22 protein-coding genes are annotated in these 18,736 nt (G+C 64.0%); 8 read left to right on the forward strand and 14 right to left on the reverse strand.

Annotation, left to right across the window (positions count from 1 at the left end):
* Positions 1–154: 154 nt before the first annotated feature.
* The 6 genes from AC0L2Y_RS18530 to AC0L2Y_RS18555 all read right to left on the reverse strand — a co-directional run bounded on the left by AC0L2Y_RS18530 (position 155) and on the right by AC0L2Y_RS18555 (position 4,558).
* Entirely contained in the window at positions 155–574 is a 420-nt protein-coding gene (locus tag AC0L2Y_RS18530) for a DOPA 4,5-dioxygenase family protein (RefSeq protein ID WP_473558472.1), read from the reverse strand.
* A gap of 1 nt (position 575) precedes the next feature.
* Positions 576–701: a TetR family transcriptional regulator gene (locus AC0L2Y_RS18535; RefSeq protein ID WP_473558475.1), complete on the reverse strand. Its 126-nt coding sequence runs from the start codon at positions 699–701 to the stop codon at positions 576–578.
* A 36-nt stretch (positions 702–737) separates the two neighbouring features.
* Entirely contained in the window at positions 738–1,250 is a 513-nt protein-coding gene (locus tag AC0L2Y_RS18540) for an OmpA family protein (RefSeq protein WP_473558477.1), read from the reverse strand.
* Between the two features lie 10 nt (positions 1,251–1,260).
* Positions 1,261–1,920 (reverse strand): L,D-transpeptidase, encoded by a 660-nt coding sequence (locus AC0L2Y_RS18545; RefSeq protein ID WP_352488778.1) that lies wholly within the window; start codon positions 1,918–1,920, stop codon positions 1,261–1,263.
* Between the two features lie 188 nt (positions 1,921–2,108).
* Positions 2,109–2,396 (reverse strand): hypothetical protein, encoded by a 288-nt coding sequence (locus tag AC0L2Y_RS18550; protein WP_473558479.1) that lies wholly within the window; start codon positions 2,394–2,396, stop codon positions 2,109–2,111.
* A 380-nt stretch (positions 2,397–2,776) separates the two neighbouring features.
* Positions 2,777–4,558 carry a chloride channel protein gene (locus AC0L2Y_RS18555; protein WP_473558481.1) on the reverse strand — a complete coding sequence of 594 codons (1,782 nt, stop codon included), beginning with the start codon at positions 4,556–4,558 and terminating at the stop codon, positions 2,777–2,779.
* A gap of 293 nt (positions 4,559–4,851) precedes the next feature.
* Here AC0L2Y_RS18555 and AC0L2Y_RS18560 point away from each other — a divergent pair, with 293 nt between their 5' ends.
* Positions 4,852–5,136, forward strand: coding sequence for an SCP2 sterol-binding domain-containing protein (locus tag AC0L2Y_RS18560; protein WP_352448193.1), 285 nt, complete (start codon positions 4,852–4,854; stop codon positions 5,134–5,136).
* Positions 5,137–5,189: 53 nt separating this feature from the next.
* On the opposite strand, the gene AC0L2Y_RS18565 is transcribed toward AC0L2Y_RS18560, so the two are convergent.
* Together AC0L2Y_RS18565 and odc2 are read right to left on the reverse strand one after the other, a co-directional pair.
* Positions 5,190–5,792, reverse strand: a complete 603-nt coding sequence (locus tag AC0L2Y_RS18565) for a GNAT family N-acetyltransferase (protein WP_473558484.1) — start codon at positions 5,790–5,792, stop codon at positions 5,190–5,192.
* A 94-nt stretch (positions 5,793–5,886) separates the two neighbouring features.
* A complete protein-coding gene (gene odc2, locus AC0L2Y_RS18570) occupies positions 5,887–7,020 on the reverse strand; it encodes an ornithine/lysine decarboxylase (RefSeq protein WP_473558485.1) in 1,134 nt (377 codons plus the stop codon).
* Between the two features lie 564 nt (positions 7,021–7,584).
* On the opposite strand from odc2, the gene AC0L2Y_RS18575 reads away from it, so the two are divergent.
* The 4 genes from AC0L2Y_RS18575 to AC0L2Y_RS18590 all read left to right on the forward strand — a co-directional run bounded on the left by AC0L2Y_RS18575 (position 7,585) and on the right by AC0L2Y_RS18590 (position 11,606).
* Positions 7,585–8,784 carry an amidase gene (locus AC0L2Y_RS18575; RefSeq protein WP_473558487.1) on the forward strand — a complete coding sequence of 400 codons (1,200 nt, stop codon included), beginning with the start codon at positions 7,585–7,587 and terminating at the stop codon, positions 8,782–8,784.
* A gap of 1 nt (position 8,785) precedes the next feature.
* A complete protein-coding gene (locus AC0L2Y_RS18580; protein WP_352709214.1) occupies positions 8,786–9,685 on the forward strand; it encodes a LysR family transcriptional regulator in 900 nt (299 codons plus the stop codon).
* An 86-nt stretch (positions 9,686–9,771) separates the two neighbouring features.
* Positions 9,772–10,440, forward strand: a complete 669-nt coding sequence (locus AC0L2Y_RS18585) for a DUF1007 family protein (protein WP_352564924.1) — start codon at positions 9,772–9,774, stop codon at positions 10,438–10,440.
* The gene (locus tag AC0L2Y_RS18590; protein WP_352565158.1) at positions 10,437–11,606 is read left to right on the forward strand and encodes a nickel/cobalt transporter; all 1,170 of its coding nucleotides are present in this window, start codon (positions 10,437–10,439) and stop codon (positions 11,604–11,606) included. The genes AC0L2Y_RS18585 and AC0L2Y_RS18590 overlap by 4 nt, the downstream gene beginning before the upstream one ends.
* A gap of 25 nt (positions 11,607–11,631) precedes the next feature.
* On the opposite strand, the gene denD is transcribed toward AC0L2Y_RS18590, so the two are convergent.
* The 4 genes from denD to AC0L2Y_RS18610 all read right to left on the reverse strand — a co-directional run bounded on the left by denD (position 11,632) and on the right by AC0L2Y_RS18610 (position 14,664).
* Positions 11,632–12,609, reverse strand: coding sequence for a D-erythronate dehydrogenase (gene denD / locus AC0L2Y_RS18595; protein ID WP_473558490.1), 978 nt, complete (start codon positions 12,607–12,609; stop codon positions 11,632–11,634).
* A gap of 1 nt (position 12,610) precedes the next feature.
* Positions 12,611–12,817, reverse strand: a complete 207-nt coding sequence (locus tag AC0L2Y_RS18600) for a hypothetical protein (protein ID WP_473558493.1) — start codon at positions 12,815–12,817, stop codon at positions 12,611–12,613.
* A gap of 62 nt (positions 12,818–12,879) precedes the next feature.
* A complete protein-coding gene (locus tag AC0L2Y_RS18605) occupies positions 12,880–13,863 on the reverse strand; it encodes a cation diffusion facilitator family transporter (protein WP_473558494.1) in 984 nt (327 codons plus the stop codon).
* Positions 13,864–13,977: 114 nt separating this feature from the next.
* Positions 13,978–14,664, reverse strand: a complete 687-nt coding sequence (locus tag AC0L2Y_RS18610) for a GNAT family N-acetyltransferase (protein WP_473558497.1) — start codon at positions 14,662–14,664, stop codon at positions 13,978–13,980.
* A gap of 83 nt (positions 14,665–14,747) precedes the next feature.
* Between AC0L2Y_RS18610 and AC0L2Y_RS18615 the strand changes: the two genes are divergently transcribed.
* Positions 14,748–15,932: a pyridoxal phosphate-dependent aminotransferase gene (locus AC0L2Y_RS18615; protein WP_473558499.1), complete on the forward strand. Its 1,185-nt coding sequence runs from the start codon at positions 14,748–14,750 to the stop codon at positions 15,930–15,932.
* Positions 15,933–15,954: 22 nt separating this feature from the next.
* Positions 15,955–16,335: a YciI family protein gene (locus tag AC0L2Y_RS18620; protein ID WP_352564914.1), complete on the forward strand. Its 381-nt coding sequence runs from the start codon at positions 15,955–15,957 to the stop codon at positions 16,333–16,335.
* A gap of 23 nt (positions 16,336–16,358) precedes the next feature.
* Here the strand turns inward: AC0L2Y_RS18620 and AC0L2Y_RS18625 are convergent, their stop codons facing one another.
* Complete coding sequence (locus tag AC0L2Y_RS18625) at positions 16,359–17,114, reverse strand: SDR family oxidoreductase (RefSeq protein ID WP_352665487.1); 756 nt, start codon at positions 17,112–17,114, stop codon at positions 16,359–16,361.
* Between the two features lie 212 nt (positions 17,115–17,326).
* On the reverse strand, positions 17,327–18,079 hold the full coding sequence (locus AC0L2Y_RS18630; protein ID WP_352564910.1) for a tellurite resistance TerB family protein: 753 nt from the start codon (positions 18,077–18,079) through the stop codon (positions 17,327–17,329).
* Positions 18,080–18,356: 277 nt separating this feature from the next.
* On the opposite strand from AC0L2Y_RS18630, the gene AC0L2Y_RS18635 reads away from it, so the two are divergent.
* On the forward strand, positions 18,357–18,716 hold the full coding sequence (locus AC0L2Y_RS18635; protein ID WP_352564908.1) for a YybH family protein: 360 nt from the start codon (positions 18,357–18,359) through the stop codon (positions 18,714–18,716).
* Positions 18,717–18,736 lie beyond the last annotated feature (20 nt).

An 18,736-nucleotide genomic window follows, 5' to 3' on the forward strand; every position in this document is an offset into this window, starting at 1 on the left:
AATCCTCCTTCGGCTTTCCCGCCGAAATAGAATCGAGCTTCGCCGCAAAGCGCAACCCAGATGTGTGAATGCGATAGCTCATGAAATGGGGGAGAGGTGGCTCGGCGAAGCCGAGACGGAGTGGGGGTCGGCGCAGTCCCACGCGATTGCCCTGTTACGGCTCCAGCGTCGGCTCCGTATTCACCTCCAGCGCCTCCTCCGCCTCGTCCTCCTCGCCAAGCACCCCGCCTTTCACTCCCAGCGGGCGGCCTATCCAGATCGGGTCGACCAGATGGTCGCGCTTGGGGTTGGTGGTGTTGGGGTGGATGAGGATGCTCAGGCCGCCATGGTTCAGCATCAGCCATGGAACCAGCGAAGCGAAAATCTCGGTGGCGAAGGAGACCTGGTACATGGCCTGCTCGTGCGGACCGACCGGCTCGTCGCGCCAATTGCCCAGGCGCACGCGGAAACGCTCGCCGATGCGCAGGCGCAGCCATTCGGCATGCTGCCGCTCTGCCTGCCGGTCGTAGTAGATATGCGCGTGATAACTGGCAATTTCCGAAAGCGGCCTTGGACTGGCGGCGTCTTCGTTCACCTTAGTGCTCTCCTTCGATGCCTATCGCGGCGGTGATCAGGGCGGTCTTGGTCGGAAAATGCCGGAACGGCGCTCCCGACGACACCCCGGCCCTTTTGCCGGCCTCGCGAAAGCGGACCGTCTGCATCCGGCGTCGACGGACGGGAAGCGGACATCCAGTCCCCTACGACTCGTCCCTCACATCGCGCAAATTAGACACAACGCGGCGGTTCTGCGACCTGCAGGCGGTGTCGGGGCACTCGCGGACGAGCCTGTCCTTGCCGTAGCCCTTGGCCCACATGCGATTGCGGTCTATGCCGCCGGCGGCGAGGTAGTCCATCACCGCATCGGCGCGCTTCTGCGACAGCGCCGTTTCACTTGCGCCGGGATCGTCGGCGAAACCCTGCAGCTTGAGCAGCCAGCGCGGATGCTTTGCCAGCCAGGCGATCTGGGTGTCGAGGGTGGCCTTGGCGACGGAATCGAGCGCGGCCGAACCTTGCGTGAAATAGGTGCGGCGGCCGACATTGAGGATAAAATCCTCCTCGCTGCCCGGCTGCACGTTCTGGAAGCCGGCAACCTCGGTGTTGGTGACGTCGGGCGTGGGAGGGGCCAGCGTGTTGTTGGTCGAGCAGGATGCGGCCAGCAGCAGCAGGCCGGCGGCGAGCAGCCGGCGCGTGTTTTCAATCATGCGGTTCATGAGGCGCCAATCATTCGACAGTGGTGGAAGCGGGCGCCTGGTCGGCGATGTGCGGCAGGACCTGCACCGCGGTGCCGATCGGACAGCGCTGGTAGAGGTCGATGATGTCTTCCGGGAACATGCGGATGCAGCCGCTGGAAGCGTCGGTGCCGATGCTCCATGGCTCCAGCGTGCCATGCAGGCGGTAGCCGGTGTCGGCGCCGTCGCGGTGCAGATAGAGCGCGCGCGGCCCGAGCGGATTGTTGAACGCGCCGCCTGCGATCATGTCCGGTAGCTCCGGCCTGCGCTTACGCATTTCGGGGGGCGGGACCCAGTCCGGCCACAGCGCGCGGCGGTCGATCGTCGCGCGGCCGTACCATTTGAAGCCTTCCTTGCCGACGCCGACGCCGTAACGGATGGCGGTCTTGTTTTCCATGATGACGTAGAGGAAGTGGTGACGGGTATCGACCACGACGGTGCCGACCGGCTCGCTGCTGAAATACTTGACGATCTGGCGATGCCATCGCTTGTCGATCTTGGCGAAGTTGGTCTTGCGATAGACAAAATTGTTGTCGCTGGCGGTACCGGCGAAAAAGGATTTTGCCGCCGCGGCTTGAGCAGTATTGCTGGTTGCACCCACCGCGACCAGCGCCAGGCCGCCGAGCACGACACCCCTGCGTGATAAAACCATCGGCAATATTCCCCCATGCCTAAAGCCTGACGGACCATAGTTGAGAATTATTTCGCCTCAAAGTGGAAAATGCTGCGTTGCTTCGGTCCGCCGGAAGCGGATCGTCTGCTTTTAAGGCGCTGCACCACGGCGGCGGCGAGCCGACACCGAAGGCGATCGACGACGGGCGCCAAGAGCCGTACCTGACCCTATGTTCCCTTCACGATTCTCGGTTTAGTCGGTCGGCGGGATTGAGCCGCGCTCTCGAGGCCCAAGGCCAACCGCTTCTCGTCTTCGATGGCGCGATCGACTGCCTCAATTTCCTCTTGGAGCACCTTCAGCTCGGCTCCGTAGCTGGAGCCGTCGCTGTCCCCGATCTGAAAGCCACTTGCCCGCATTGCATCACGAGTATGGTGCACGTTACGGACTCCTTCGCGTCGAGTCGCGACCAAGATTTCCCTGAACTCTCCAAGACGTTCAACGTGATTGCGAGCCATTGCGTTCTCCTATTTCCTCGTCATCGTCGCCGACGGCTGTTCAGAACGGCTAAAACTTACGGAGATACTCTCGACAAAGGATGAGTGCGGAAGCTCAAATTTGAACGTCTTGCAACACCTGAAGCGCGGCAGGCGGAAATTGGCTAGAACGCAACCGATCTCAGACCAGGTGCTAGACTCTTCGGCCGAGCGCGTCTGCGGCTCGGCGCGCTTGCTCGTCGGCTTGGTGGTCCATCGAGTTCCCTTTCTGGATCGCGAGGGTCCGTTCCGACCACAGAGCGACGCTGGTCTCAATATCCGAGATAGGCGCCAAGCAGCCACTCAGGTTTCGGTCTGCGAAGGTCAATGTCGGTCTCTCCAGACGTTGGCTCCCCCCTGTCCTACCCCTCGCCCGACAGATCGCGCCGCGCCTTGTCGAGTTCTTCGGCATAACGCCGCATCAGATGGCCTTCGGTCAGCAGCCCGACGACCTTGCGGTCGGTGAAATCCTCGACCACTGCCAATTCCTCGGCGCCGGCGCGCTGGAAGGTCTCGGCCGCCGACTCCACGTTCATGCTCGGCACCAGCACAGCATCCCTAAATTTGGCGAAGGACTTAACCGGCATCTCGTCATCCGACAAATGGCTGTGCAATTCGGCGACGATCAGCACGCCGGCATAATGCAGGTCGGCGTCGACCGCGATGACGCGCTGCGAGGCACCGAGCGGCACCTGCTTGCGGAATTCCGCAAGCGTCGTCGAGGCGTCGATGGTGCGGACATCCTTTCGCATCATCGAGCCGACCGTCAGGCTGCGCATCCAGCCGACATCATGGGCGCTGCGGATGGTTTCGCCGCGCAGGTGGAAGCGCCATGTCGAGAAGGAATAGCCGAACGTTTCGCGCACCAGGATCGCCGCCATCAGCGAGGCGGCCAGCACTACGCCGGTCAGCGTCAGGTCGCGGGTCGATTCCAGCGCCAGGAAGGTCATCGTCAGCGGGCCGCCGACGACGCCGACGGCGAGCGAGGTCATGCCGACGACGGCGGCGACGGCCGGGTCGATGCCGGTCGCCGGCGAGACGAACGCCATCGCGCCGGCAAACATCTTGCCGAGCAGCGCGCCGAGGAACAGCGAGGCAAAGAACAGGCCGCCGCGGAAGCCGGAGCCGAGCGAGATCGCCGAAGCCGCCAGCTTCAGCACGAACACGCTGGCCACCACGGCCAGCCCGTAATTCATCGCGAATTCGCGGTGCAGCGCACCATGGCCGCTGGACAGGACCTGCGGCGTGACCAGCCCCAGCAGCCCGACCATCACACCGCCGATGGCTGGGCGCAGCGAGGCGTCGATCGACAGCCGGGCAAAGACGCGCTCGATCAGGCTCACCAGATGCATGATGGCGATGGAAGCACTGCCGCCCAGAAGCCCGAGCAGCATGAACGGCAAATACTGGCTGACCGTCAGCGCCGGGAGGCCGGCGAGCTCCAGCGGAAACGGCACGCCGCCGAACACCTCGGCGGTCAGCGAGGCCGAGATCGCGGCGGCCATAACCGGCGCGACATTGGCGACCGAGTAGATGCCGATGACCAGCTCGAAACCGTAGAAGGCGCCGGTCAGCGGCGCGTCGAAGGCGGCGGCGATCGCGCCGGCGGCACCGCAGCCGACGAGGATGCGGACATCGTTGCGGCGCAGCCTGAACAAGCGCGCCAGCCGCGACGCCAGGCCCGAACCCACCTGCGTATAGCCGGCCTCGAGCCCGACCGAAGCGCCGAAGCCGCTCGAGATCATCGTCTGCCCGGCGATGATGAAGGTATCGGTCAGCGACATGCGGCCGCCATAAAGCGCGTTGGCTTCGATCGGATCGACCGGCGTGCGGAACTTCCGCTTTCTCAGCCAGATCACCGATAGCCCGAGCAGGATGCCGCCGATCGCCGGTATCAGCGCCTGCTCCGGCCTTTGCAGCGAAAACATCGCCGAAAGCCGACCGCCGGGCTGAACGCCGAACATAAGCCCATGCAGGACCTGCACCAGTCCGCTCATGCCGGTGACCAGCGCACCCGCCATCACCCCGACCACGCCGGCCAGAATGACGACGGCAATGCCGCGCGCCTCGAGCAGCGGGATCGATCTGATCAGCACCGCGCGCAGCCGGCGGGCGTAAACTTGCGGTTCGTTTCTGGAAAGCACCAGGGCGGCTCGCCGATATTCGTGCGGAGTGGAGCCTGATACGCCGGGTAACATCGCATGGCAACAATGGCGGCCGCCAAGCTGTCATGCCTGCGTGATGCTGCGGCGATAAAGCCCATCTTCAGCTAGGGGAACTGCGTTGACGTAAACGTCAACCCGAAGCTATATGCGCCGGCGGCCGTGGCTGTAAAAACCAGGCAAGCGGCTTCGGCCAGGTCGAAGCGCCCCAGATCGAAGCGCCCCAGGTCGAAGCGTCGAGGCGCGACAAACGCAACCAGACGAGGAGAACCGCCATGAGCGTTCAGGAGATTGCCGACAACATCAGGTCGCGCGTGGCGAGCGCCGGGTTCGATCGCTCGGTGAAATTCGACACCGGCAGCGACGGCGTTATCGTCATCGACGGTGCCGATGTCTCGACCACCGATGCGCCGGCCGATTGCACCATAAAGCTGTCACTCGACGATTTGGACTCGCTGATATCAGGCGATCTCAACCCGACCATGGCCTTCATGTCCGGCAAGATAAAGGTCGAAGGCGACATGAGTGTCGCCATGGCGCTCAGCCAGCTGATCGGCTGATCGCTTAAGGCGAGACAAGCCGCCGCGCGACGGCGGCGGCTTGATTCAAAGCGTCAGGCGGCGAGCGGCAGTCTCTGCGCCTTCAGCTTGCGCCCGGCCGCCTTCAGCGTGCCTTGCGCGCCGTCGAGCGCGCCGACAACCAGTTCCCGCGCCAGCAGGCGGTGCCGCTCGTAAGGCCCCGGCATGGCCAGCGAGCCGGTCTTTGCGGCCGAAAACCCGAAGCGCTCGTAATAGGGCGCGTCGCCGACCAGCAGAATCGCCGCATGGCCAAGCCTCTCGGCCTCAGTGACCGCATGGCGCATCAGCGCCGAGCCGATGCCGGCATTCTTGAGCGCCGGGTCGACCGCAAGCGGGCCGAGCAGCAGCGCTGCCTTGCCGCCCTCTCCCAGCACCACGTCCCACAGCCGCACGGTGCCGGCAACAGTGCCCGACGCATCGCGCGCGACAAAGGCCAGACCCTCCGAAGGCCGGCGGCCGCGCCGCAGCTTTTCCGACGACTTCTTCCGGCGCTTCGGCCCCATGGCGCGATCGAGCAAAGCTTCGCGAGCGCCAACGTCGGCGGCGGTTTCGGCAGTGATGACAAAAGCGCCGGCAATCTCCTCCCTCGAGGGGGAGATTCCTGCGGCGCCTTCAACAATGAGATCTACAACGTCCATTTCCGCGATCCTTCACGAGCGGATTGTTCCACAGGCGAGCCTGGGCGGGCGACAGGCGCCCACCTGGGATGATCTGATCGGTTCTTTCGAACCGTCAGATCACGTAGGATCGGAGAGGCTCGAAGCCGTTGAAGGCGACCGAGGCGTAGGTCGTCGTGTAGGCGCCGGTGCCCTCGATCAGCACCTCGTCGCCGATGGTCAGCGAAAGGGGCAGCGGGTACGGCGTCTTTTCGTACATCACGTCGGCCGAATCGCAGGTCGGGCCGGCGAGTACGCACGGCGCGGTCTCGGTGCCGTCATGCGCCGTGACGATCGGATAGCGGATCGCCTCGTCCATCGTCTCGGCGAGACCGCCGAACTTGCCGATGTCGAGGAACACCCAGCGCACATTGTCGTTGTCGGCCTTCTTCGAGATCAGCACGACCTCCGACTTGATGACGCCGGCATTGCCAACCATGCCGCGGCCCGGCTCGATGATCGTCTCGGGGATGGCGTTGCCGAAATGCTTCCTGAGCGCCGAGAAGATCGCCTGGCCATAGGCCTGCGCCACCGGCACATCCCTGAGATAGCGGGTCGGGAAGCCGCCGCCCATATTGACCATCTTCAGCACGATGCCTTCGTCGGCCAGCGTCGCGAACACCTTCTTGGCGTCGGCGAGCGCGCGGTCCCAGGCCGTCAGGTCGGTCTGCTGCGAGCCGACATGGAACGACACGCCATAGGCGTCGAGGCCGAGCGCCCTGGCATGGCGCAGCACGTCGACCGCCATCGCCGGCACACAGCCGAACTTGCGCGACAGCGGCCATTCGGCGCCCTCGCCGTCGGTCAGGACGCGGCAGAACACGCGGGCGCCGGGAGCGACGCGGGCGATCTTCTCGACCTCCTCGACGCAGTCCACCGCAAACAGCTTGATGCCGAGCTGGTAGGCGCGCTGGATGTCGCGCTCCTTCTTGATGGTGTTGCCGAAGGAGATGCGGTCCGCCGGCGCACCGGCGTCCATCGCCATCTCGACTTCGGCAACGGAAGCGGTGTCGAAGGACGAGCCCATCGCAGCAAGCAGGCGCAGGATTTCCGGCGCCGGATTTGCTTTCACCGCATAGTAGATCTTGGAATCGGGAAGTGCCTTCTCGAAGGCGCGGAAATTGTCGCGCACGACATCGAGGTCGACGACAAGGCACGGGCCGTTCGGACGTCGGGTGGCGAGAAAGTCAAGGATGCGCTGGGTAGCCATCGGGGTCTCTCCATCAGCGCCTTTCGGCGCGCACAAAGGCTTGCGGACGCGGGCTCTCGGCCTCGCGAACACGCGGTGGACAAAGGCGGGACGTCAAATCCATGGAACCAGCCGGTGGAGACCCCGGAACCATGAAGCGCCGTCTCGCGGCGGTGAACCTTGGCCTTGCCCGGCCTCGGTTCGCTTTGTCTGCCTTGGCTTGGATGGGAGACCCGTCCGCACTGCCGGCAATGAAGGTGTGCCTCTTCAGTAACCCCGGTCTTTGGACGACCGGCAGAACACCAGAAAGGCCCGCACCGTCGTTGCTTCAAGGTGTCCTCGGTTGGCGGTTGGCCGCTAAACCGACTGGAGGGGTTGGCTCCAGTTACCTTACCGATTGCCCTCACCATTCGAGGATCGGCGGACACCCACAGGCACGTGCGACTTTGGGCAAGCGCGATATAAGATCGAAAGATTTCACAATCAATAAAAATCGTATGGCAGGTTGTAAAATTTGTGGCATCGAACAATGCTGCGGCAACCAGAAGAACAATGCTGCGGCAAGCACATCCGGATATCGAACGCATGACAGGCACTCGCGGCCCGCTGAACGCTTTTCTCGACCTTGATCAAACCCCTGTAGCCAATACGAAATCCGGCCCGCTTGCCGGCTTGCGGCTTGCCGTCAAGGACATCTTCGACGTCGCCGGCTACCGCACCGGCTGCGGCAATCCGCAGAAATACCGGGAGGCTTCGCCGGCCATGGCGACCGCGCCGGCCGTCCAGGCGCTGCTTGATTCGGGTGCGCGTTTCGTCGGTAAGACGCAGACCGACGAGCTGGCGTTTTCCCTGCTGGGATTGAACGCGCATTTCCCGTCGCCGGTCAATCCGGCGGCACCCGATCGCGTCACCGGCGGTTCATCCTCGGGTTCTGCCGCGGCGGTTGCCGGCGGGCTCGCCGATATCGCCACCGGCTCCGACACCGGCGGCTCGATCCGTGCGCCGGCAAGCTTCTGCGGCCTGGTCGGCCTCAGGACGACGCATGGCCGCATCCCGCTCGACGGCACCATGCCGCTGGCGCCTTCACTGGACACGTTCGGCTGGTTCGCCAAGGATATCGTCACCTACGAAAAGGTCGGCACGGTGCTGCTCGGCGACGATCCGCATTCCCACGAACTGAGACGCCCCGTCGCCCTCGCTGCGCTGGACGGCCTCGTGCTTGGCCCGCACGAGGCCGACGAATATCGCGCCATGCTCCGCAGCGCCGCTTCGGTGCTGGGCGCGCCGCGCAGCGTCGGCCCGCTGTCTCATTCCACCGACGATCTCTATTGGTGCTTCCGCAAGCTGCAGGGCTATGAAGCCTGGCAAAATCACGGCGCCTGGATCGCCGGCGGCGACCGCATGCTGGGACCCGGAGTCAAGGAGCGTTTCGAGCACGGCGCGACTATCCACGCGGCAACCGCGCAACGTGAAACGGAACGTCGCGTTTCGTTTCGCCGCGAGCTTGCCGGCCTGCTTGGCGAGGACGGCGTTCTTGTGCTTCCGACCGTTCCGGGTGCCGCGCCGCTCAAGGCGGCGTCATTCGACGATTTGCAGACCTATCGCGAGCGCGCGCTGAGACTGCTATGCCTTTCCGGCCTGTCCGGTTTTCCGCAAATCACGCTGCCGCTCGGCAAGACCGGCGGGGCGCCGTTCGGTCTTTCGCTGCTCGGCCCGAAGAACAGCGACCGGCAGTTGATTACACTCGCCGCCCGCATCCTTTCGGCCCACCAAGGAGGCGCATGACATGGATACGCTGACCCGCATGCGTGCCTTCATCGACGTGGTCGAGGCCGAAGGCTTTTCGGCGGCGGCGCGCAAGATCGGCCGCTCGAAGGCGCTGTTGTCGAAATATGTGCGCGAGCTGGAGGACGAACTCGGCGCGCTGCTGCTCAACCGCACCACCAGGCAGTTCTCCCTCACCGAGGCCGGCCACACCTATTACCGGCGCGCCTCGGAGATCGTGCGCGAGGTCGACAGCCTTGCCGATGCGGTGCGCGAATCCTCCGGCGACGTGCGCGGCAGGATCAAGCTGTCGGCGCCGCGCACCTTTGCCGACGCGCCGATCGGCCAGTCGCTGATCGATTTCGCCAAGCAGCATCCCGACATCGTCCTCGACATCCATCTCGATGACCGTTTCGTCGATCTGGTCGAGGAGGGTTTCGATCTCGCGGTGCGCATTTCGCGGCTGGAAAGTTCCTCGCTGATTGCCAGACGCCTGGCGCCGTTTTCGGTACGGCTTTGCGCGTCTCCCGAACTGATCGCCAAGCATGGCATGCCGGTCAGGCCGCAAGACCTTGCCCGCGTGCCTTGCATCATCGACACCAATGGCCGCTGGCTCACCAACTGGCCGTTCAAGGGCGACGGCGGCGATACGGTGAGCGTTTCGGTTTCCGGCCCGATCGAGGTCAACAGCCCGATGGCGGCAAGGGCCGCCGCCGTCGCGGGATTGGGGTTTTCCGTCCTGCCGGATTTCATCGCCGCGCCCGACATCGAAAGCGGCAAGCTGGTGACTGTGCTGGATGACCGCATCCTGCCCGGCGGCGGCATTTTTGCCGTCTATCCGCACCGGCGCTATCTGCCTGCAAAAGTTCGCGTTTTCGTCGACTTCCTGGTGCAGTGGTTCAAGACGCTGGACAACGCATGAGCGTTCAGCCGCGTTGCGGTCCCATTTTCGCCCGCTTTCTGGTAACTGTCGACAATTCACCGAAGCCGATTGAATCGCGACCGAGAATGCACCTGAAACGGCAAGCAATGATGCTGGCTTCGGCCTTGACCGCGACGTTTGCCGCCGTCGGACCGGCTGAGGTGCATCCCCACGTCTTCGCCGAGGCCCGCCTCGAAGTGGTCCTCGGCCCGGATCACCAAACTGTGAAGGCATTGCGCCATGTCTGGCGCTTCGATGATTTGTTTTCGAGCACGGTGATGATGGAGTTCGACAAGAATTCCGACCTGAAACTCGACGACAAGGAGCTGAAGGATGTCGCCGACACGGTCCATGCCTCGCTTGCCGAATTCAACTATTTCCAGCTCGTCACCGTCGACGGCAAGGACGTGGCAATGACCCCGCCGCCGCATCTGATGGCCAATTTCGACAATGACCAGTTGATCATCCTGTTTGAGTCCGAACCGAAGGTGCCGATCAAACTGAGCGGCAAGATAGATATCGGCGTCTACGACCCGACCTTCTACACCGCGATCGATTTCACCGAGGATGCCAATCTGCAGGTCGATGGCTTGCCGCCGACCTGCACCAGCAAGGTTGTCCGCCCGAACCCGGACGAGGCGATCGCCCAGAACCAGAAGACCCTGACCGAGGCCTTCTTCAACGATCCGACAGGCACCGACATGAGCAAGATCTTTGCCACCAAACTTGAACTGACCTGTCAGCCGGAAGGATAGATCCAGTGACCAAACCGTCCCTGCGTTTGGCATTCGGTCTTCTGGCCGTCGCCCTTGTGATGACGCACTTTCTCGGCTCCGCCCACGCCCAGAGCTCACTCGGCATCGGCACCAATGACGGCATGGCTCCAACCGCCACCGGCCCGTTCGCCCACATCCTGATGTGGATCAATCTGCGCCAGCAGGAATTCTATCATGCGCTTGCCGGCGCTATGAAGGCGATGCGCCAGGACGGCAGCAAGTTGTGGCTGCTCATCGGCCTGTCCTTTGCCTACGGCATTTTCCACGCCGCCGGCCCCGGTCACGGCAAGGCGGTGATCTCGTCCTACATGGTGGCCAATGAAGTGGCGCTCCGGCGCGGCATCATGTTGTCCTTCGTCTCGGCCCTGCTGCAGGCGCTGACCGCGATCGTGGTGATGCTGGTGGCCTATTTCGTGCTGCGCGGCACTGCTGTGTCGATGACAGACGCCGCATGGTTCCTCGAAATCATGAGCTATGTCTTCGTCACTCTGTTCGGCGCCTGGCTGCTGTGGCGCAAGGCCGGCCCGGCCATCCTTCGCCTGTTCGGGGCAAGCCCCGGCTACAGCCTCTCGGCTGCCCATGCCGGCCATTCACATGCCGGCCATTCACATTCCGCGCATACCCATTCCGCGCATGCCCATGCGGCACATTCCCACACGCTTCAGGCCCACGATCATCATGACCATGCGCATGACCATCACGATCACGGCGCCCACGACCACGCCCATGCCGCGCACGATCACCACAGCCATGCCGCGGGCGAGGTCTGCGAGACCTGCGGGCACTCGCATGCGCCCGACCCGGCGCTGCTTTCCGGCGATCGCTTCGATTGGCGCACGGCCTGGTCGGCGGTGGCTGCGGTCGGTATCCGCCCCTGTTCCGGCGCGCTGATCGTGCTGAGCTTTGCGTTGTTGAATGGGCTATGGTTCGGCGGCATCCTGTCGGTGCTGGCCATGGCGCTCGGCACCGCAATCACCGTCTCGGCTCTGGCGACGCTTGCAGTAACGGCGAAGAACTGGGCGGTGTATTTCGCCGGCGATGGCCGCATGGGCAACCGCATCCATTCCTTCGTCGAGATCGGCGGCGCCGCCTTCGTCTTCCTGTTCGGCCTGCTGCTGCTCTCGGCCAGCCTGACTGGCGCCTGACCTCGTTGCGTCCGATCGGGGCGCTTTAACTAGGGATATTGCCCCCCAACTCGTCCTCGATATGGACGCGGATGATTTCGTCGAAGCTCGTTTCGGCGGCGAAGCCAAGCTTCCTCGAGCGCCGCGCCTCGAAGCGTGTCGGCCAGCCCTTGACGATCGCCCAGATCGTCTCGTCGGGCTCCTCGCGGATCAGTTTCACCGCCTTGGCGCCGCCAACGCGTTCCAGCGCTTCGATCTGCTCGCCGACGCTGACGGCGACGCCCGGCATCGTCAGGTTGCGGCGCGGGCCAACGGCGCTGCCGTCGATCTGAGCCGCATGGATCAGGAAATTCACCGCCGAACGCGGGCTGGCGTGTGTGTGGACGACCGAGCGCGGCACCGGCAGGATCGCTTCATGGCCGCTCAGCGGCTCGCGGATGATACCGGAGAAGAAACCTGAGGCCGCCTTGTTCGGCTTTCCCGGCCTGACGCAGATGGTCGGCAGCCTTATGCCGATGCCGTCGAAGAAGCCACGCCTGGTATAGTCGGCAAGCAGCGCCTCGCCGATCAGCTTCTGCGTGCCGTAGGAGGTCAGCGGCGTCGGGTGGAACTCGTCCGGAATGATTTCGGGAAACGGCGCGCCGAACACGGCGATCGACGAGGTGAAGACGACGCGTGGCGTATAGGCGGCCAGCCGGACGGCATCGAACAGCGCCCTCGTGCCGTCGAGATTGACGCGGTAGCCGAGATCGAAATTGGCCTCCGCCTCACCTGACACCACCCCGGCGAGATGGAAGATCACGTCGGGCCGCGGCGCGACCAGATTTGCCGTCCCCCCCGGTGCCGCAAGGTCGCCGGTGTGGACGCTGATGTCGACGCCTTCGAGGGCGGGCGCCTGCGGCGGCACGATGTCGTGAAGGTCGAGCGCGGCAATCTTGCGGCCGCCGAGCGTCCCGTCCTTGGCCAGCCTGGCGATGAGCTTGCGGCCGACCATGCCTGCTGCGCCGGTAATCAGAATGCGCATGTCACTTTCCCTTTTTGCGCTGGCTGCGGCTACGCAGCCAGAACACGACGAAGATTGCCACCATGAAGATCGCGGCGACGACGCCGGCAAGCACCGTCGAGACCTTGCCGACAACCAGCATCACGGTTGGAAGATAATAGGCTGCGATGCCGAACAGCAGCAAAACCCAGGCGGCGCCGATCGCCGCATTGCGGGTGTCGCGGTCCATCACGTGACCCGAAGGTGGCAGGAGTTCATGTCGATCGTTGCCAATGCCAGGAACTCCCGAAGTCAGTGATAATGGCCGCGGTGCGGTGCCGTGTCATGCGCGTGCCCGTGCTCGTCATCATGCTCATGGCTGTCGGCACATCGGCCGAATTCCGGTTCGACCGTGGCATGGGCTATGCCATGCTCCGCCGCAAGCCGCTTCTTGATCGCGCTGACCGCCATATGCGCATCGACGCCGTCATCGAGGCAGGCATGCAATGTCGCCATGTTGCTGGAGCCGTCGAGCGACCAGACATGCATGTGATGCACCTCGCGCACGCCCTTCACCGAGCTTTCGATGTCCCTCGCGATCAGGTCGCGGTCGAGGCTTGCCGGCACGCCCTCGAGCAGGACGTGCGCTGCCTCGCGCATCAGCGACCAGGCCGTGGACAGGATCAGCAGCGAGACCAGGATCGACAGGATCGGGTCGATGGGCGTCCAGCCCGTCGCCAGGATCACCAGCGCAGCAATGATCGCCGCCGCCGAGCCGAGCAGGTCGCCGAGCACGTGCAGGATGGCACCGCGCATGTTCAGGCTGCCGCGGTCGCCGCCATGCAGCACGTAGAACGAGCCGAGATTGACCAGCAGGCCGGCGATCGCCACGACCAGCATCGGCCCGCCGAGCACCGGAACCGGCGCTTGCAAGCGGCCCAAAGCCTCGTAGACGATCCACAGCGCGATGACGAAGATGGCGATGCCGTTGGTGTAGGCGACCAGCGTCTTGACCCGGCCGAAGCCATAGGTGAGGCGCACGGTGGCCGGCCGGCTTGCAAGATGAAAGGCATACCAGGCAAGGCCGAGCGCGACGCAGTCGGCAAGCATATGGCCGGCATCCGCCAGCAGCGCCAGCGAGCCGGTGAAGATGGCGCCCAGCGTCTCCGCAACCATGAAGCCGGCGGTCAGGCAGGCAGCGATCAGCACGCGCTTCTTGTCGGTCGAGCCATGCACATGCCCGGCGCCGTGGCTGTGGCCGTGGCCTTGCGAAGCGTGGTCGTGGGTATGCGCCATCTATGAGCCCCTGCTAGAGCCTGATCCATCCCGGCGGAACCGGGATGGAAGCTCTATCTTCTTGTTTGACCATGATCTTATCCGAAAACCGGCGTCCACTTTTCGGGATCATGGTCAGGCGCCGAACTCGGCGCGAAAATCCTCGAGCCGCCGCCTCTGCTGGCCATCGCTGTCGAAATTAGCCGGATCCAGCCACGCCTCGTAGGCTCTGCGCAGATCAGGCCATTCCTTGTCGATGATCGAATACCACGCGGTATCGCGGTTTTCGCCCTTGACCACAAGATGCTGACGGAAAATGCCCTCGAACTTGAAGCCGAAACGTTCCGCGGCGCGCTTCGACGGCTCGTTGCGGTTATTGCATTTCCATTCGTAGCGGCGGTAGCCAAGCTCGTCGAAGACATACTTCATGAACAGGAACTGCGCTTCGGTCGCGGCCGGCTTGCGCGAGATCAGCGGGCCCCAATAGATGTTGCCGATCTCGATGACGCCGTAGGCGGCGTCGATGCGCATCAGCGTCTGGCGCCCGGCGATCTTGCCGCTGGCCTTGTCGATGACCGTGAAGAACAGCGGGTCATCGCTGGCTTCGGCCTTGTCCAGCCATGGCTGGAAGTCGGCGCGGGTCTGGGGCGGGTAGTCTGGTAGCCAGGCGAAGCGGTCGCCGGCATCGGCCACCGACGAGGCCTCGAACAGGCCGTCGCCGTGCTTTTCGGCGTTGAGCGGCTCCAGCCTGACAGTGCGCCCTTCCAGCACCTTGCGTTCTGGCCGCGGGCGCGGTTGCCAATTCTTGAGATTTTCCGGCACCGAAAACTCCAATCCGTTTGACTTTTGCGGGCGGACGCTCACAAAAACGCACGCTCGCTGAAAGAACCACACGGACGGGAAAAATGCTCCACACGATTTCGGCCTTCGACCGCCTCGGCGAGGAAAATGCGTTCGCGGTGCTCGCGCGGGCGACATCATTGGCCCATCAAGGCCGCGACATCGTCAATCTCGGCATCGGCCAGCCCGACTTCAAGACGCCGCAGCATATCGTCGAGGCCGCGATCAAGGCGCTGCGCGACGGCCATCATGGTTATACGCCGGCCAACGGCCTACTGGCGACGCGCGAAGCGGTGGTCCGCCGCACGCTGGCCACCACCGGCGTCGAAGTCTCGCCGGAAGCGGTGATGATCCTGCCCGGCGGCAAGCCGACCATGTTCGCGGCCATCCTGATGTTCGGCGAGCCGGGTGCCGAAATTCTCTATCCCGACCCCGGCTTTCCGATCTACCGCTCGATGATCGAGTTCACCGGTGCTGCCCCCATCCCGGTGCCGATGCGCGAGGAGAACGGCTTCGCCTTTTCCGCCGAGGAGACACTGGCGCTGATCACCCCGAAGACCAGGCTGCTGATCCTCAACTCGCCCGCCAATCCGACCGGCGGCGTCACCCCCCGCGACGAGATCGAAAAGCTGGTCAGGGGGCTGCAAGCGCACCCGGACGTCGCCATCCTCTCCGACGAGATCTACGATGTGATGACCTATGATGGCGAGACGCATTGCTCGCTGCTCGCCTTCCCCGAAATCCGTGACCGGCTGATCGTCCTCAACGGCTGGTCGAAGACCTGGGCGATGACCGGCTGGCGCATGGGCTGGTCGATCTGGCCGAACGGCGACAAGGGCGCGCATCTCTACGACAAGGTGCGCAAGCTGGCGGTCAATTGCTGGTCCTGCGTCAACGCACCGAGCCAGTATGCCGGCATAGCTGCCATCGACGGCCCGCAGGACGACGTCGACAGGATGATGCGCGCCTTCGACCGCCGCAGAAAGGTCGTGGTCGAAGGGCTGAATGCCTTGCCTGGCGTTTCCTGCATCACGCCGAAAGGCGCTTTCTATGCTTTCCCCAATGTTTCCAAAACCGGCTGGAAGGCCAAGAAGCTCGCCTCGGCGCTGCTCGAGGATGCCGGCGTGGCGCTGATCGGCGGCCCCGATTTCGGCATTCTCGGCGAAGGCTATGTCAGGCTGTCCTACGCCAATTCCGAGGAGAACATCCTGCGCGCGCTGGAGCGGATCGAGGCGTTCCTGGCCAAGTGAGGACGACGAAAGGAGACGCCATATGTTCTATGCCATTCTTGCCTATCACGAAGAAGAAGCGATTACGGCACTGACGCCTGAGCAGGATGCGGCGCTGATGACCGATCTTCTCCAGATCAACGATCGGCTCTACCGGCAAGGCACCCTTGGGCCGGCGGCCCGGCTCGGCGGGACACAAGACGCCTGTACCTTGCGCGGGCCAGGCACCGGAATGGTTATCGACGGCCCCTTCGCCGAGACCAAGGAACAATTGCTGGGGCTCTATGTCGTCGACTGCGCCAACCGTGACGCCGCCATCGACATTGCGCGCGATCTTCGCCGCGTCAATCCGACCGCGGTCTACGAAATCCGTCCGATTTCGCTCTATCTTCCCGGCGTGCCGCTTCCGGTCACGCGGCCCTGATTTAGGACCCGGTTGAGACTAACTTAGCCTCGCCCGACAAACGGCATCTTCGTCGCCATCACGGTCATGAACAGCACGTTGGCGTCGAGCGGCAGACTGGCCATATGGAGGACGGCATCGGCGACGCGCTCGACATCCATCACCGCTTCGGCGGCAATGGTGCCGTTGGCCTGCGGCACGCCGACCGTCATCGCTTGCGCCATGTCGGTCAGCGCGTTGCCGATGTCGATCTGGCCGCAAGCAATGTCGAAGGGCCTGCCGTCCAGCGCCAGCGTCTTGGTCAGCCCGGTGATGGCGTGCTTGGTCGCGGTATAGGGCACCGAACCCGGCCGTGGCGCATAGGCCGATACCGAGCCGTTGTTGATGATGCGGCCGCCCATCGGCTGCTGCCTGCGCATGGCGCCGAAGGCGGCGCGAGCACACAGGAACGAGCCGGTGAGATTGACCCCGACGATGTCGTTCCACACCTCGACCGGGATGTCGTCGATCAATGTCGATTTGTAGCTCGTGCCGGCATTGTTGAAGAGCAGGTCGACGCGCCCGAAAGCCGCAGCCACCGTCTCGAACAGATCGTCGACCTGATCGGCCTTGCTGATGTCGCAAGCGAAAGCCAATGCCTTGGCCTGCGTCGGCCCGGCCGCGGCGATCGCCTCGTCCAGCACCGGCTTGCGGCGGCCGCAGAAGACCGTGTTCCAGCCGGCCTTGAGCAGCGCCGTGGCGACACTTTTGCCGATGCCCGTGCCGGCGCCGGTGACGATGGCGGTTTTATAGTCGGTCATGGCTGTACTCCCTGAAAGGAATGAGCCATCGCAAATGACGGGAACCATGGCAAGCCGGCCCAAAGCCTGTGCTCACAAAAAGGGCGGCCATTGGCGACCGCCCCTGATCCGAACCGGGCTTGGGAGGAGAAACGCCGATCCGACTGTCTAAAATCATGCGCTTTCTCGATTAACGAGAAGCTAACGTCGGACGGCTATGTCGCAGTCCGCTTCTACCAGCGCGAATTGACGGCCGGCTTGGCTGCCTCGCCCGTGGCTGCTGCCGGCACCTTCGCCGCCGTCACCGTCGCCTCGACATGGTCGACCAGCGCATCCGGCAGGCCGAGACGGCCGGCAAGCAGGTCGAGATAGCCGCGTTCGGCCCGCGTGTCCGGATCGATGGCAAGACGCGAGGCGGTGTAGAGTTCCAGCTTTTGCGCATCGGTCTTGGCCCCGGCGATCAGCACGTCCAGATCGAGCGGCGCCTCCAGTTCCGCCATCAGGAATTTCTCCGCTTCGGCGCCGACGCCGGCGAGGCTGAGCTTGCCGGCGATCTTCTGCCGCTCTTCGTCATCGACGTGACCGTCGGCCTTCGCCGCCGAGATCATCGCCCTGACCAGCGTCAGCGTGAATTCGTCTTCGCCTTGCGGCGCTTGTGACGGATGGAAGGCGGTATCGGCCGGCGGCGGCAGCAATTCCGGTTCGCCGGCAGCTTGCGTCTCGGCCGGCGCGTTGCCGTTCTTGTAGTTCTGGTAAGCCTTGTAGGCGAGGCCGCCGATCGCAGCCAACCCGCCAAGCTTCACCGCAGCACCAGTGACCTGGCGGCCTGGGCCGGTTCCGAGCAGCACCGCGGCCAGCGCACCGGCGGCAAGCGGATTGTCCTTGGCCATCTGCACCGCCTGTCCGGCCTTGTCGCGGACGGTCGATCCGGTGCCGGGAACTTGCGAGCCGAGCAGATCGTCGAGGAGCTTCTTGGGATCGAACATCTATGCCTCCAGAATTGGCCCGGCCGAAGGTGCCCGGGCAGGTTTGCACGTCGAAGACCTAGGTCCCGCAGTTTGACATTACAATGACGGGGTGCATCCTTTTGCCCGCTGCCAGGCATGACCTCGCACCGACATCTGCTGGGATTTCACCCGGAAATCAAAGTGCTGCAGCCTCCTTCCGCGCCCAAAAAACACGCGACGCTGTGGACATTGGATGGGTCGAAACCGCCCTCGACTTCGACTAATGTCGCGGCATGTCGTTTGAGAGGAGCCTGGCATGAGCGATGAGACAGACCGCCAGCCGGCACGCGATCCCCAGGAGCTGGAGCGCCTGCTGATTTCACGGCAATGGGTCGGAGACATTGACGGCATGGCCGCGCTTTTTGAGCCGCACGCAGTCATCGACAGCGGTGGCGGACAGCTGACGTTCGGCCGCGAAGCCATCCGGGCGCTGTTCGCGGAGATCACCGCAACCGGCCGAAAATTTCTGTCCGGAGATCAGCGTCCGGCCGTCATCAATGGCGACCTGGCGCTCACCTCGACCCAGCTTCCCGACGGCACGATCACCACCGAGGTCGCACGCCTGCAGAACGACGGGACATGGCTGTGGGTCATCGATCGCTTCTCTGTTGCTTAACGTGAAGTCGCTTGACGTGA

The sequence above is a fragment of the Mesorhizobium sp. WSM4830 genome, from assembly GCF_055811495.1.